Raw genomic sequence first — 14,991 nt, forward strand, 5'->3', positions numbered from 1 at the left:
GTGTTTTTGCAGATGTTAGTTACGTTATCGATTCGAAATCTGGCTGTGGTGGAAGAAGTGGACGTTGTATTCCATCCGGGATTCCATGTACTCTCAGGTGAAACGGGTGCAGGAAAGTCGATTATTATAGATGCACTTGGCTTAATTGCTGGTGGACGAAGTTCAGCTGATCTGATCCGGTACGGATGTGAGAAGGCAGAGATGGAAGCCTTGTTCGAGATGGAGCAGAGTCATCCGGTCTGGCTAACGTTAGAGAAGCTCGGTATCCACTGTGAGCCGGAAGAGCATTTGGTCATTCGACGTGAGCTGAATACTCAGGGGAAGAGTACGTCCCGCATTAATGGGCAATTGGTCAATCTGACCATGCTGCGGGAAGTAGGCGAGAAGCTGATCAATATTCATGGACAACATGAACATCAGAGTTTGCTGCGTGCAGAGAGCCATCTGGGGCTTCTCGATACTTATGGCTCGGAAGTCATCGGACCTGTCAAAGCGAAGTATCAAGAGCGTTACAGCAAGTTTATCACGGCGGAAAAAGAACTGCGTGCGCTTCAGGAGTCCAGTCAGCGGGCATACCAACTCTTGGACATGTATCGCTTTCAGCTTGAGGAGATCGCAGCAGCAAGCCTTACACGAGGCGAGGATGAATTACTCGGGGAAGAACGGGTCAAACTATCCCATAGTGAGAAAATGATGGACAGTGTTGCTGGTGCATATGATCTGCTCAGTGGTCAACGCGGACTTGAAGCTGTGAGCATTGCTCTTTCAAGAATTGAAGACATTTCTGGATATGATAGCAAAGGACTGCAACCAATCGTAGAACAGCTGCAATCCGCATTTTATCAATTGGAAGATGCAACATTTCAGTTAAGAGATTACCGGGAGAAGATTGAATTTAATCCGGCAAGGCTGGAAGAAGTGGAGCAAAGGCTGAATCTGATTTCTGGCCTCAGACGGAAATACGGGGACAGTGTTGAACTTATTCTGAGTTATTATGATCAGATTAGCCATGAAACCGACCAACTGGAGAACAAGGACGAACGGCTGGAGAAATTGCGAGCTGAACGTGACAAAATGCTTAACCTTGTGATGGAATCTGCTGAAGAACTCAGCAAGGTTCGTAAACAATGTGCCGAGGAACTTGCTGCACAGGTGGAAAGCGAGCTCAAGGATCTGCAAATGGAACGGACTACGCTTCGTGTTCAGATTACTCCTTTCGAAGATCCGAAGGGCATTGAATGGAATGGACGCCGTATTCGTCTGAATCGTCAGGGTGCGGACAATGCGGAATTCCTGATTTCGCCTAACCCGGGCGAGCCATTAAGACCACTTGGCAAGATTGCTTCAGGTGGTGAGTTGTCGAGAATGATGCTGGCGATGAAGAGTATCTTTGCACGACATGACCGGATACCTGTGTTGATTTTTGATGAAGTTGATACCGGAGTTAGTGGTAGAGCAGCTCAATCCATTGCGGAAAAACTGTTCCGTTTGTCTTCAACTTGTCAGGTTTTCTCAATAACTCACTTACCACAAGTGGCTTGTATGGCAGATCATCAGTATCTCATTGAGAAACATGTCTACGATGGACGGACGATGACGCAGGTGGAATCGCTGTCAGACGAAGGCAGAGTGAAGGAATTGGCACGTATGCTGGGCGGCGTGGAAATTACAGAAAAAACGCTGCATCACGCACAGGAAATGCTGAATTTGGCGGAAGCCAAAAAAGGGTGAAACGGACGGCTGGCGTAATGATTGACAGTAATAAAAGCCTGGGGGCGAGGTTATCTTATAGGTACGCAATTGGCGACCACCTTTCGTCAAGCGAAAGAAGCAAAGGGAGTGTGACAGCCATTGAATTCCCCCCTCAGGAAGAAATTGCTAGGTCTTTTATTTGCCTTCTTTCTTTGTGTGATTAGCCAGGCCATTCAGCCTGTGCAAAGTTATGCTTCACTGCCGGATGAATTGCAAGTGTTTGCTGGCAGGCAAGCGGATGTCCGGCTCGCTGTACCTGCTGCTTCAAGCGCCGTTGTAGATCGTCCAGATATCGTTGGTTTGGATGATCAGGCAGCGATGCATGTTACCAGGCAACAACCTTTGCATCTTCACCCTCAACAGACGGGACATGCCAAATTAACGTTGAAGTTGTGGGGTAAAATTCCGGTCAAAACAGTCCATGTGAATGTGATACCGGATTTGCGTGTTGTACCCGGGGGTCAAACGATTGGCGTCAAAGTTAAATCGGCAGGCATTCTGGTGGTAGGTCATCATCTGGTCCATTCTGGGCAGGATGAGCGTGTATCGCCAGGAGAGACGGCTGGTATTAAGCTCGGAGATCTGATTACGCATATGGATGGTAAACGTCTTGATGGCGTGGCAGGTGTCTCTGAAGCCGTTGAACTTGCAGGTAAAAGTAAAAAAGGTATTGATGTTGTGTTGAAACGTGGTAAGGAAACGGTGAAGACACGATTAACTCCGGCGTATGATTCCGAGGATCAAGCATGGAGGCTTGGATTGTACATTCGTGATTCTGCAGCCGGTGTTGGCACACTTACCTTCTATGCTCCAGATCAGGGCGTATACGGCGCACTGGGCCATGTCATTACAGATATGAACACACAAACATCTATTGTTGTGGGTAGTGGTCAGATTGTTCAGTCCAATGTGACGTCCATTTCTAAAAGTGAGACCGGTGATCCGGGTGAAAAACGTGCTCATTTCCTCAAGGAAAGCAAAATTTTGGGCAATATTGAACGTAATACGGCTTTTGGCATCTTTGGTAAAATGTCCGGAAATCCTGAGCACAGTCTGTATTCGAAAGGTATTCCCGTCGCTTTTTCTCATGAAGTCAAAGAAGGACCGGCCGAAATACTTACCGTGGTTGACGGTCAACAAGTTGAACGCTTCTCCATTGACATTGTCCATGTGGCAGATCAAACCGAGCCAGCAACAAAAGGTCTTGTACTTCGAATCACGGACCCGAAACTGCTGGATAAGACCGGAGGTATCGTTCAAGGGATGAGTGGCAGCCCCATTGTACAAAATGGTAAGTTGATCGGTGCAGTTACTCATGTATTCGTGAATGATCCAAAATCGGGTTACGGTTGCTTCATTGAATGGATGTTACAAGATGCTGGTGTGATGATGAAAAAGGAAAACGATAAGAACCTCAAGGCTAGCTAAACAGCCCTGAGGTTCTTTTTTGTCGAAAGGAAACATAATATATCGGATAATGAAATAAATTATTTATTATATAGGATCAAGAAAAAAAAATAAAGAAAAATAATTTTCGACAGGAGGAATTTAACTTGCTGTGTCGAAAATTTAACCTGTAAGGAAATGTACGAAACGATGTTTAATTTAAAGGAGGATACCGTTTTGCAAAAAATTGAGGTATTGCTGGCCGATGATAATCGTGAATTTACGAATTTGCTTGCCGAATATATATCTGAGCAGGAAGATATGGAAGTAACCGGTATTGCATACAATGGAGAAGAAGTACTGCAATTGCTGGAGCAAACTCGGGATGTGCCGGATGTATTGATTCTGGATATTATCATGCCTCATCTGGACGGTCTGGGTGTGCTTGAGCGCTTGCGCAACCTGAACCTGTCTCCACAGCCAAAAGTCATTATGCTTACGGCATTCGGACAAGAGAATATCACACAGCGTGCCGTGCAACTCGGAGCTTCTTATTATATTCTCAAGCCATTTGACATGGAAGTGCTTGCGAATCGTGTGCGTCAACTGGTTGGAACACAGACCGCGATGTCCACGAGCAGCGGATCATCCATGTTCATGAAATCCAATGTTGTGCCAATGGGCAAACACAAAAATCTGGATGCAAGCATTACGTCCATCATACATGAAATCGGCGTTCCTGCGCATATTAAAGGATATCAGTATTTGCGCGAAGCCATTACGATGGTGTATAACAATATCGAAATTTTGGGAGCCATCACCAAAACACTGTATCCGGCGATTGCCGAAAAATTCAAAACCACGCCGTCCCGCGTCGAACGTGCCATCCGTCATGCCATTGAAGTGGCATGGACTCGCGGTAACATCGACAGCATCAGCCACTTGTTTGGTTACACAATCAACATCAGCAAGTCGAAACCGACAAATTCGGAATTCATCGCGATGGTTGCAGACAAGCTGAGAATTGAGCATAAGGTAAGCTGAAAGGGTCAGGAGTAATGATTGGAGAAGAAATTTTGGATTCAGATTAGATTCTAGCCAAATGAATTTTGGGGGTCAATGTCTGAATTCGTTCATTTCAGGTCGATAAACTTCTGTAATATATGCCAACGAATACCGTCAATTATTGGATTTAAGATATCCAGTAAATGACGGTATTTTTGCATAACGAAATAACACAGAACATAGGGATAAAAATTTTATTTCATAAACTTTTACTTTCAGTTAACGCTTTTTCAAGTAGAAAGTGGTACGATGTGACCATTGACAAAGACCTACATATATATTTGAAAAGTACGGATTAGATGCTACGAACAGAGGAGTAGAATAGTATGTTTACGCAAATAGGCAAGATTGCTGAACCGATTCCTGTAGTACAATCTGATACAAAATGTGATATCGTCTATCATCTTTTCAAGTCCAATCCTAGTTTGGAAGGTATAGCTGTTATGGGGGAGAAGGGTGTGTCATTAATGATGCGGCCCCGATTCTTTCAGCAGATTGGCACCCAGTATGGCTATAATCTGTATATGGGACGTCCTGTAGAACTGGTGATGAACACGCAGGCACTGGTCGTGGATTATTCGGAACAGATTACAGATGTCAGTGTTCTAGCCATGGACCGAGATGAAGGGGAAATATATGATCTTGTGTTGGTCACGTCAGGGGAAAGTTTCTTTGGAGCTGTGAGTATTCGCCGTTTGCTGCTTGCTGTTGCTGATGTACGGGCTGAAATGGCGATTTTTATGAACCCGCTGACTGGTCTTCCAGGTAATCATATCATAAATGAAAGGCTGTCTCAGGCTCTTCAGATGGACCATTTTAGCGTACTGTACGTTGATCTCGATCAATTCAAATCCTACAATGATAGCTACGGCTTCAAAATGGGGGATCAGCTTATTCAGGCAACAGCTAACTTGCTTCGCAAACTTTTTGTTCTTCCTGAAGCGTTTCTTGGACATATTGGTGGTGATGATTTTATTACAATCCTGAATCACCATGATTACAAACATATTAGTGAGGAAGTCATCTCAGGTTTTGAGGAAATGAAAAAGACGTTTTACAACGAACATGATTGGGATAATCAATATGTTCTGGGGGAAGGACGTTCCGGGCTGAATCGGCCGATCCCTCTCGTGTCGGTATCTATCGCCGTTGTAACCAACAGCAAGCAAAAATATGAAAACATAGATCAGATTATTAATGAGGCCACACGGATCAAAAAAGGTTGTAAAGCGATTGCCGGCAGCATCATCTGTGCAAATGATACCGCCATTACTCCGTGTTAGACATAAGAAATACTCATAGTAGCTACAACTACTTACGTTAAAGATACAAGAAAAAAACCGCTACTTATCAGGAGTTAGTCACCTGTAATAGCGGTTTTTCTATCAATGGATGCGAGTCGAGTGCTGTGTTGTGAAAACACTTCAACCTCATTATGTATACATATAAGTATGTTTGAGCAAAGGGTACTCAGATTCGAATATCGACGGATGGATATGAAGCAGCAGGAGATGCAGAAGCCGGAGTTTGCGAGCCGTTTCCGGATTTCTGGTCTGTGGTTCCGCCATCTGATGGATTCTCTTTACTTTCCGTTTTCTTTCCTTCGTTTATTTCCTGATCTTCTTCTCCAGATGTTGCAGAGATAGGAGTTTGTGCTGCCTCTTTAGGTGCGGGCTGATGGATCTCTTTCACCAAATCCCCAATCTTTTGATTGACCTTGCTGAGCTGAGAATTGATGTCCTGAACAACCTCTCGTTTTGCCTGAAAGACGGTGCGCTCTGAGTTTTCCAACATCATTGATTTGCCGAGATCGAGATCATTTGTAGGAGGATTAATCTCCAGGACGAGTCGGTCGAATCGCGTCTCTCCTTCAGTGGTCTGAATGGAGCCCTGCATGCGATCACGCAAGCCGACCAGCTTACCCAATTGATCATAAGTCTGACTATGTTTGATCAGGTGATCCAGTGAAGGGGCTTGTGTCTCGTCGGTTGGTTGGGGTTGTTGCTGTTGAGTCTTTTCGGGCTGTCTTAATTTGTTCTTTTCTTGCAATTCTTCAGCTTTAATTTGGGCAATCTGGCTATCGATCTGTGATATGGAGCTTGTTAAGGATTTAATTCGCTGAGCCTTGGTTTTGGTATCCAACTCGTCATTGGTTTTTACACCTTGCATTTCTTCATTGAGCCGGATCTTCTGCTGCATGAGTCCCTGAATTTCTTTATCCCGACTGGAGACCTGATTCCCGGGGGTGAAACTGCTTTTGGTTGCAGATGAGATTGAATTCATATCCTCTGTTCTCCTTCTTCGCTTTATCATGGTTCTATTTACATATATCGGATGTTAAGAGAAGGATTTGAATAGTTCTTTTTTCGTCTGAATGGATTCATTTACATCGGTTGTATTGTGTACTTCATCATAATAATTGATAATGGTTATCAATAAGTAGTTAGATTGCAGTCACAATTTATGTAGACGGAGATGGGTTAGCAAAATGTGGAATGATTATTATATCCTCTGGAACTATGCTGCGGTGAGGATAACAGATATCCGTTACATGGAATTACAGGCATATGAAAAGGTGAAATACAAATTTCCGACAAGTACCTTTGTACTCACCATTCAGGGTGACGCTGAAGTAACGATTGACAACCAAACGTATGAAGTGAGTCGCTTTTATGTTCTCCATGGGGGAAAAGGGAGTAAGTTGGTTATTCAAGCAGGCGAATCCGGATTGCGCCTATATTACTTGATGTACAAAGCAAACCTGCCTAGTGGAGGGAGAAACGATCTGGGAAGGTTAATGGAGCGTATCAATCCGTTCCAAATGAACTATGGCTTTACCCCCGATATGCCAACCATTCTATATGAGCAATTGAAACAGATGCACTTTTTGTGGGATCAAAAGAACCCTATCCAGCACTTTCAGGCCAAGAGTTTGTTCTATGCATTTGTGGAGCAGATCTCATCACAGATTCCTCGTATATCCAATCGTTATCCAAGTATTAGGGATCAGGTCAGCAAAGTCATTGAAATTGTAGAATCTTCCTACACCCAGCCACTTACACTTCATGTTTTGGCAGAAATGATCGGCACCAGCCCAAGAAGTTTGTCACGCAAGTTCAAACAGTCGACTGGAACCAGTCCCATCGATTATCTGATTCAGTTTCGTTTGTTCAAAGCCAAGGAGATGTTGCTGCAAACGGACGCCACGTTGGATGAGATCGCTGTAGGAATCGGTTATCCGGATGGATATTATTTGGGGCGTATGTTCAAGAAACATACAGGTCTTTCTCCTCTGCAATTTAAAGAAAAGACCTCAGCACCCTTAAATTGGCCTGATCTGACATCAGGTGTGGCGCGAAATGACATTTTCAGAGGTGGAAGTGAAAGGTATGTTTATACTGATGGTGATAATCATTATCAATATAAACACGGAGGGTCAATAAATATGAACAGACAGACAAGAACGGGAATGTTGCTTAGTATTCTATTAAGTCTTACGTTACTGCTGAGTGCCTGCTCTACAGGTGTTGCCAGCAATTCAAGCGGGGATGCATCGGGAAGCAAAAGTGCATCAAGTTCCACAAACACAGTAACAGCGGATAATCAAACCAAAACATCTGAACCACGTACAATTTCAACGGTGAAGGGAGATATTACAATCCCTGCTGAACCTAAACGGATTGTGGTTGACTTGTATTTGGGAAGTCTGATCGCCCTGGGAATCAAACCTGTGGGTACACCGGAGATGAACCTGAAAAATCCTTATTTTATCGAATCACTTGATGGTGTGCAAAATATTGGCGAATATGAAACCATTTCTCTCGAAAAGGTGTTGGAACTTGAACCGGATCTCATTGTGACAGGTAATCCTGATTTATTTGATTCCTTTAGCAAAATTGCACCTACCTTGGTTGTACCTTATGGTGAATTGAAAAACACCCACGAAGAAATTGCCTATTTCGGTGAAGTGCTAAATAAAGAAAAAGAATCTGAGGCATGGTTAGCCGATTATGACGCAAGAATTGCAGATGCCAAGAAGCGCGTTCATGAGGCGATTGATCCGCAGGCCGAGGTGTCGGTCATGCAGTTCTATGATAAAGCACCGTTGGCCTTTGGTGATAATTTTGGTCGGGGAGGTCAGGCAGTCTATAGCGCGCTTGGTTTGAATCCTCCTGCAGATAAAAAAGAGATTTTAATGAAGGATCAACTGGTTGAAGTTTCATCGGAAGCGATTCCTGAATTTGCCGGAGACTACATCATTCTAACAGCAGATAATCTGACCCTGGAAGAGTTGAAATCGAAACCGGTCTGGAGTTCACTGGATGCAGTTAAAAATGATCGTGTGTTTATCTGGAGCCCGGATCGTTCATGGTACTTTGACCCGATTGCAACATTGGATCAAACAGAGGAATTGGCCGTGTGGTTTACGAAGATCTCTGAACCCAAATAAGCATAACAAGTGATAGATGAGATGAAATCCAATTCCACTCCAAATTACAGTTGATAATGAAAATTATTATCATTTATAATAAAGGTATATTAGTGAACCTCTGCTACACATATGTTATCGGATGTGTGGCAGGATGATGACCTTGTAAGGCCTTTGTTCCGGGTGAGGCTGGGATTGGAGAGTATTCGATGCAATTAGACGAACAGATGAAATGCTGGAATCATGCCGCTGTTAAGGTTCTGGATATACGCCGAATCGTTATGGAGGCAGGGGCACAACTGAGTTCTTACACACTTCCGGCAAATGGTTTTATATATACGATTCGAGGATCGGCTGTGCTTCAGTTGGATGGACAAACATACAAGGCAGAGCGGTTCTACATGCTTCATGGGGCGAAAGGATCTTCACTGGATATCCAAACCAACGAAGATTTTGAATATATTCTGCTCTATTACAGAGCATTCCTTGCCTTTCCTAGTTATCGTAAAAAGTGGTTATTGGCACAGCCGGAAGTTGCGCCGTTCTCTTTGCAATATGGATTTGCACCGAGCAGTCCGCTGGGGTTGTTACGTTACCTTGATGAGCTTGAGGGTGCATGGATTCAATCTGGGAGTCTGGATCTGCTTCATACAAAAAGTTTATTTTACCAATTCATTCATGAAATGATGGTTCAGTTGGCAGAGCAGGAGATCAAAACAGAGCTTGCTGACCCGGTGAAACAAACACTTCGTTATATACAGAACCATTATAGGGAACAGGTCACGCTTGATTTCCTGGCTGAACAATTCAACTACAGCTCCCGTCATTTATCCATGCAATTCAAACGACAGACGGGTCACAGTCCCATTGATTATTTAATTCAGACCCGAATCGCTAAGGCTCGCAATCTGCTTTTGCGATCTGATGCAACGCTGAGTGAAATTGCAGCAGAAGTAGGTTATTCGGATGTGTATTATTTTAGTCGTATCTTCAAAAAACATGTGGGGATCTCTCCGATACAGTATCAACGAAAGATGAGAGAAGAAGCGAGAACAGAGGATCGTCCATTGGTAATCTCTGAATCGTCCATTGGCCGAAGATGGAAGTCGGGATATATTGATTATGAGAATCATTATCAATATATAGACGGAGGGTCTACACCAATGAAAAGAAGAAAAACAAGTTCCAGTATGATTATGGTTGCATTATTGAGCATAACGATGCTCCTCGCAGCCTGCTCTTCAGGTACAGCAACAACACCAGCAGCTGGCGAAGGAACGGGTGCCAGTTCCAACAATAACAGCAGTACGGCAGTATCATCAGACACAGGAAGCCAGACGAACAAAGACAATGAAACACGCACGGTCTCCACGGTTAAGGGTGACGTAGTTGTTCCAGCAAATCCTAAACGGGTTGTTGTACTATATCTCCAGGGAGACGTCGTTGCGCTTGGAATTAAGCCAATTGCTACATCTGAAGTATTCAACGGGGCTGCCTACAAGAGTGAGCTTGAAGGTGTAAATTCACTAGGCACCTGGTTCGAACCGAATCCTGAAGCTGTCATTGACCTTGATCCGGATCTGATCATTGTTCCTTCAGAAGAGACGTATACGTTGTTAAAGGATATCGCACCTACGGTATATATTCCATACGAGAAAATGACAACAGAAGAAAGACTCCAGAGTATAGCGAGTATTTTTGGCAAAGAGCAGGAAGCTGAGACATTAATCAATAATCTCAATAGCAAAGTCGAAGAGAGTAAGCAAACACTAGCAGATGCAGGCATATTGGACAAAACGGTTTCCATTGTTGAGGGCGGTTTGAAAGGTATGGTCGTTGTAGAGAGCAAGCAATATGGCCGAGGATCTCAGGCACTATATGAATACTTGGGGATGAAAGCACCTGAAGTGGTACAAAAGAAAATTGATGTAGTTTCGGAAGCTGGAGGCTCCAATCTATCCATGGAAGTACTGCCTGAATATATCGGTGACTACGTGTTTCGTTCGGTGTATGAAGGGGCAGATAACCTTACGGATGATCCAATATGGAGTAGCATCCCGGCTGTTAAAGAAGGTCGCCTAATTGAGATTGATTTTGATTTCTTCTACTATTCGGATATCTATTCAATTAATAAACAACTTGATTTTGTCGTTGAAAAGCTGTTGGCGGCTCCAAGAGCGCAATAGTAAAGAACAGATGTGTTCGTAGAATTTTTGTACAAGAAATGTTTGTTTTTTAGCCATTGTATTTTGATAAGATTACCATTACACTAGGATTTAAGTGATAATGAGAATCGATATCAAATACTCGATGTTCTGGATCGAATTAACGGAGGTATTTTTAATATGAATCAGCAGTTGGAACTTTATGATGTAACCATTATCGGCGGTGGCCCTGCGGGTATGTACTCTGCCTTTTATAGCGGCATGCGAGATATGAAGACCAAGTTGATTGAGGCACGTGACAGATTGGGAGGTCGCATGCTCTTTTATCCGGAGAAAATGATCTGGGATGTCGGGGGTGTGACGCCAATTCTGTGTGAAGATCTGATCAAACAATTGGAAGAACAGGCAAGAACTTTTGAGCCTACCCTCGTATTTGAACAACAGATCGAAGGATTCGAGCGTCAACCTGATGGCACAATTCTGTTAACTTCTGCAACAGGTGAGCAACACTGGACACGTACCGTCATTATGGCAATCGGATATGGTATATATAAAATGGCCAAGCTGGAGCTTGAAGGTGCAGACCGTTACGAGGTTAGCAATCTGCACTATACCGTGCAGGAACTAGAACCATTCCGCGGTAAACGCGTGCTGATCTCGGGTGGAGGCGACTCTGCTGTGGACTGGGCGAATGAATTGGAAGCTCTGGCAGAGCAAGTTACGGTTGTGCATCGTCGTGACCGCTTTGGCGGGTTGGAGCGTAATGTACTGCGTATGAGAGAATCCTCTGTAGATGTTCGTACACCTTACGCGGTAGAGACACTGCATAGTATGAGTGGTGATGTGATTGAACAGGTGACCATCTCACACGTGGACACAGGTGAAACTGAACTGCTTGAAGTCGATGCTGTCATTGTAAACCACGGCATGAAGAGTGACTTTGGTCCAATCCGGGATTGGGGACTTGATCTTGGCGAATGGCATGTCACTACAACGGAGAGATTACAGACCAATATTCCTGGTGTTTTTGCCGCGGGTGACTTTGTAGATTATGGTAGCAAACTGTATCTGATTGCGGGTACTTTTACTGATGCAGCCCTAGCGGTAAACAGTGCAAAGCTTTACATGGACCCTGAAGCGGAAAAAGTGGCTTATGTTTCTTCCCATAACAGTCGCTTTAAGGAGAAAAATAAAGCTCTTGGTGTTGTAGAAGAATAAAGGTCTGCGATCGGTTATATTAAGATGACTTCGGGTTCATTCCGAAGTCATCTTTTTTGCATAAAATGGGTAATAAGAAGGCATAATTTTACGAGAAGCAAAGGCTGCCGAATTGTATATACACTACCAAATGTCTATAATAAGCCTGAGAAACATTAGAATGACATCAAGACACAATAATTAGATCAGAGTGGAGTGCAGCGTATGAAAAAGGGATCACAGCCACAACGAGGTTTCACCTTCATCCAGCGGTGGTTCAAACGATCTGATAAAAAAAAGATCAAATGGTCTGAAATGTATCTCGCACTGGCTGGCGCGCTTCATCGCTTGTTGGTTGAAGGGCGGCGTGAACGTTCAGCAGCCAAACGGCTGCATCAGGACTTGCCTATTAACGTGTTGGGTGAGATGAAGCTAGAGCCAGGGGATATTGTGTACACGCCAAGCTCGGAATCGACGTATTACGCCGGGCATATGGGCATTATTGGTCTCGACGGCAAGGTGTATCATGTGCACCCTTATGGGCCTGTATTTGCTGATTCATTAGAGTGGTATCTTACGCGGTTTTATGAAGGAGATCGTTTCATTGTATTCCGTTCCAGACTGAATGAGGCAGGCATGAAAGCAGCCGGGTGGGTACATGACCATTACAAGCAGGTAAAATTCTACCGTTTGCAGACCAATCTGCGCAGTATTGAGCGCAATTACTGCTCCAAGTTTATATATCAGGCCTATCAGTTCACATCGGGACTGGACCTGTGGAGCCGCAAATTTACCCGAATGAATCAGGGTTATATCTATCCATTTCGAATTGAGCGCTCTTCAGAGCTGGACGTTCTGGGAACTTTTTATAAATAAGGATGGAACCGACTAAAATACTGTTCTTCCGAAAATAAGGAGAGCAGGTTCTGTCGGTTTTTTTTGTATGTGTAGAGATTAAAAACAGGAAAAACGTTCAAAACGTCGAATAGATTATGAGATAGGCATGCACAACTTGGAATTGTATACATAAAAAAAGACGAGATGATTTTTAGCCCAGAGTAAAAAAATGACTACGAAGTAGACGAACAAGAAAGAGTGAAGCGAGATGAAATGGCCGGGTTTCTTACAACGATTCCGACCGAACAAAAACGTGGTTAAGCTATCGGACTATATCCCAAAAAAGGAAAGGAGGCACTACTGTTCCATATGCAAGAAAAACGTTAAATCGGTCGTGCATTATGCGGCGCCACAGGGAAATGTTTCAGGTGTATGCAGTTCTTGTAAGTCTTTGGCGGATGAACGTGGAATGTTTCCCATTTAATAAGAAGAGATGCGCTCAGGAAATAAGAATTTTTTGATTTATGCGCGTTTTTGTAGTACATTAGCAAATGTATTCGAAGGAGGATTCTAATGTACTCAGGTAGACAAGACGATACTTTATACATCATGACCTACACCTTAAACAGCGGTATCAAGGGTACGGTTCCACTGTCTAATAAGCAGATTATTGAGTGGCTGGATTGCTACAGAAATGAGAAGCGCTTCGTGACCGAAATCGGCAAGGAGTTTTTTGGATTGAATGCAGGATTGGTAGCAGACTTCAAGGTTCAAAATCATTTATCGGATTATCAGCAGACCATTATGCCTACACAGCAGCAGGATAACCTGGAACGCTTGTCCAGTGCCTATAAATCAACCGAGTTATTAATGAAGATTGATTGTAAATGTGGCACGGCTTATGTGACGGAATCCCCATACAAGCGCACAAAATGGTACTGTACAAAGTGTAAAGAGATTGTATTTTTGGATGCCAAAAAAGGAATGGTGGAAACGTCGCGTGGTGACGCTTACTACATGACCAACAAATATTTTGTTTCCCGTGACTAGCGGGAAGTGACTCTGGAAGCATCGCTGCGAAGCGGTGCTTTTTTGTGCGAATGTTTGCTCTATAACAAAAAAAGCCCCAAGGGGCCTTTTTGGAAGAAATCAAAAATCTTTTAGCAATTATGATGAGCATTCAACTTTGTGAGGAGGAATGAAGCAGCAACGACAGCGTGGCTCGTAAGCTTCTGAATCGCCAATCATGACAACCGGACCCAAGGTAACAGGCTCCCCATTGACGATACGTTGCGTAAAGGCTGCATCCGGGCTGCCACATACCGCACAGAAAGCCGAGAGTTTCTCAATGTCGTCTGCCATGGCAAGCAAACCGCCGACATATCCGAATTCCTTACCACGGTAATCCATATTAAGTCCGTCCACAATGACATGTTTGCCACAATACGCTAACTCCGAGACAAGTTCCATAATGGCACTGCTGAAAAATTGTACTTCATCAAATGCAACAACATCAGCATCTATGGTTTGGTTCAAGATCATTTCTACGGATTCCGGGGTTAATTGCCGGGGAATGGAATGGGCAGGGAGTCGATAACCAATTCGGCTTACGATCTCGTCCTGGGCAAACCGATCATCCTCGGCTGGTTTGTAGGCCACAACCTTTTTACGGCCAAATTGTATTAATTTCTGACAACGGCGAATGAGTTCACCGGATTTTTCACTGAACATGGGTCCAGTAATTACGGTAATACGTCCTGTTTGCACGGTGCTACTCCTCTCACATACGGGATTCAACAAAAAAAGCGACCTTTACAGAGTACCACAAAATCTTTGGAAAGAGCCAGAACTAATCTGCGCAGCTTTGTGTTACTATATGGATTGTTAAGGTATTGGTTACGGCAGCTAATTAACAGGAGTTGTGAAAAGAGGTGTTTAGTATGAGTGAAGCATTAACATCACTGCAAGCGCAATATGAAAGCCTGAAAGAACAGGGATCTCTAGATGAAGCGGCGCAGGTATTATTTGCAGAACTGTTCGCAGAAGCGGAGAGACTGCAGGCAAGTAACCTTACCTTGCGTAGAACGATTTTGAAGTCTTCTTCCAAAGAATCACGTATGTCTACCAAACTGCGGGATGCCCTATACGAATGACCCGGAG

At 43.9% G+C, this 14,991-nt stretch carries 12 protein-coding genes; 10 read left to right on the plus strand and 2 right to left on the minus strand.

Going from position 1 to position 14,991, the window contains the following annotated elements; all coding sequences use genetic code 11:
• Nucleotides 1-12 precede the first annotated feature (12 nt).
• The 4 genes from recN (at nucleotide 13) to MHI14_RS10910 (ending at nucleotide 5,486) form a co-directional block, all read left to right on the plus strand.
• Nucleotides 13-1,731 (plus strand): DNA repair protein RecN, encoded by a 1,719-nt coding sequence (gene recN / locus MHI14_RS10895; RefSeq protein WP_133385415.1) that lies wholly within the window; start codon nucleotides 13-15, stop codon nucleotides 1,729-1,731.
• 120 nt (nucleotides 1,732-1,851) lie between these two features.
• The gene (gene spoIVB / locus MHI14_RS10900; RefSeq protein WP_249913467.1) at nucleotides 1,852-3,180 is read left to right on the plus strand and encodes a SpoIVB peptidase; all 1,329 of its coding nucleotides are present in this window, start codon (nucleotides 1,852-1,854) and stop codon (nucleotides 3,178-3,180) included.
• A gap of 195 nt (nucleotides 3,181-3,375) precedes the next feature.
• Nucleotides 3,376-4,182, plus strand: a complete 807-nt coding sequence (spo0A, locus tag MHI14_RS10905) for a sporulation transcription factor Spo0A (protein ID WP_062835258.1) — start codon at nucleotides 3,376-3,378, stop codon at nucleotides 4,180-4,182.
• A gap of 347 nt (nucleotides 4,183-4,529) precedes the next feature.
• Nucleotides 4,530-5,486 carry a GGDEF domain-containing protein gene (locus MHI14_RS10910; protein WP_249913468.1) on the plus strand — a complete coding sequence of 319 codons (957 nt, stop codon included), beginning with the start codon at nucleotides 4,530-4,532 and terminating at the stop codon, nucleotides 5,484-5,486.
• A 187-nt stretch (nucleotides 5,487-5,673) separates the two neighbouring features.
• Here MHI14_RS10910 and MHI14_RS10915 read toward each other — a convergent pair whose 3' ends face one another.
• Nucleotides 5,674-6,486 carry a hypothetical protein gene (locus tag MHI14_RS10915; RefSeq protein WP_133385413.1) on the minus strand — a complete coding sequence of 271 codons (813 nt, stop codon included), beginning with the start codon at nucleotides 6,484-6,486 and terminating at the stop codon, nucleotides 5,674-5,676.
• 292 nt (nucleotides 6,487-6,778) lie between these two features.
• Between MHI14_RS10915 and MHI14_RS10920 the strand changes: the two genes are divergently transcribed.
• From MHI14_RS10920 to MHI14_RS10940, 5 genes are all read left to right on the plus strand, one after another.
• On the plus strand, nucleotides 6,779-8,653 hold the full coding sequence (locus tag MHI14_RS10920; protein WP_341130299.1) for an AraC family transcriptional regulator: 1,875 nt from the start codon (nucleotides 6,779-6,781) through the stop codon (nucleotides 8,651-8,653).
• 188 nt (nucleotides 8,654-8,841) lie between these two features.
• The gene (locus MHI14_RS10925; protein WP_133385411.1) at nucleotides 8,842-10,818 is read left to right on the plus strand and encodes an AraC family transcriptional regulator; all 1,977 of its coding nucleotides are present in this window, start codon (nucleotides 8,842-8,844) and stop codon (nucleotides 10,816-10,818) included.
• Between the two features lie 159 nt (nucleotides 10,819-10,977).
• Entirely contained in the window at nucleotides 10,978-12,015 is a 1,038-nt protein-coding gene (locus tag MHI14_RS10930) for an NAD(P)/FAD-dependent oxidoreductase (RefSeq protein ID WP_017687612.1), read from the plus strand.
• Between the two features lie 204 nt (nucleotides 12,016-12,219).
• Entirely contained in the window at nucleotides 12,220-12,870 is a 651-nt protein-coding gene (locus tag MHI14_RS10935; protein ID WP_036672336.1) for a hypothetical protein, read from the plus strand.
• A gap of 534 nt (nucleotides 12,871-13,404) precedes the next feature.
• Nucleotides 13,405-13,881 carry a hypothetical protein gene (locus MHI14_RS10940; protein ID WP_017687614.1) on the plus strand — a complete coding sequence of 159 codons (477 nt, stop codon included), beginning with the start codon at nucleotides 13,405-13,407 and terminating at the stop codon, nucleotides 13,879-13,881.
• A gap of 117 nt (nucleotides 13,882-13,998) precedes the next feature.
• Here the strand turns inward: MHI14_RS10940 and MHI14_RS10945 are convergent, their stop codons facing one another.
• Nucleotides 13,999-14,598: a thymidine kinase gene (locus tag MHI14_RS10945; protein WP_062835251.1), complete on the minus strand. Its 600-nt coding sequence runs from the start codon at nucleotides 14,596-14,598 to the stop codon at nucleotides 13,999-14,001.
• 173 nt (nucleotides 14,599-14,771) lie between these two features.
• Between MHI14_RS10945 and MHI14_RS10950 the strand changes: the two genes are divergently transcribed.
• Complete coding sequence (locus MHI14_RS10950; RefSeq protein ID WP_339309951.1) at nucleotides 14,772-14,984, plus strand: hypothetical protein; 213 nt, start codon at nucleotides 14,772-14,774, stop codon at nucleotides 14,982-14,984.
• Nucleotides 14,985-14,991 lie beyond the last annotated feature (7 nt).

Source organism: Paenibacillus sp. FSL K6-2393, assembly GCF_038002545.1.
In the GTDB taxonomy this organism is placed as follows: Bacteria; Bacillota; Bacilli; order Paenibacillales; family Paenibacillaceae; genus Paenibacillus.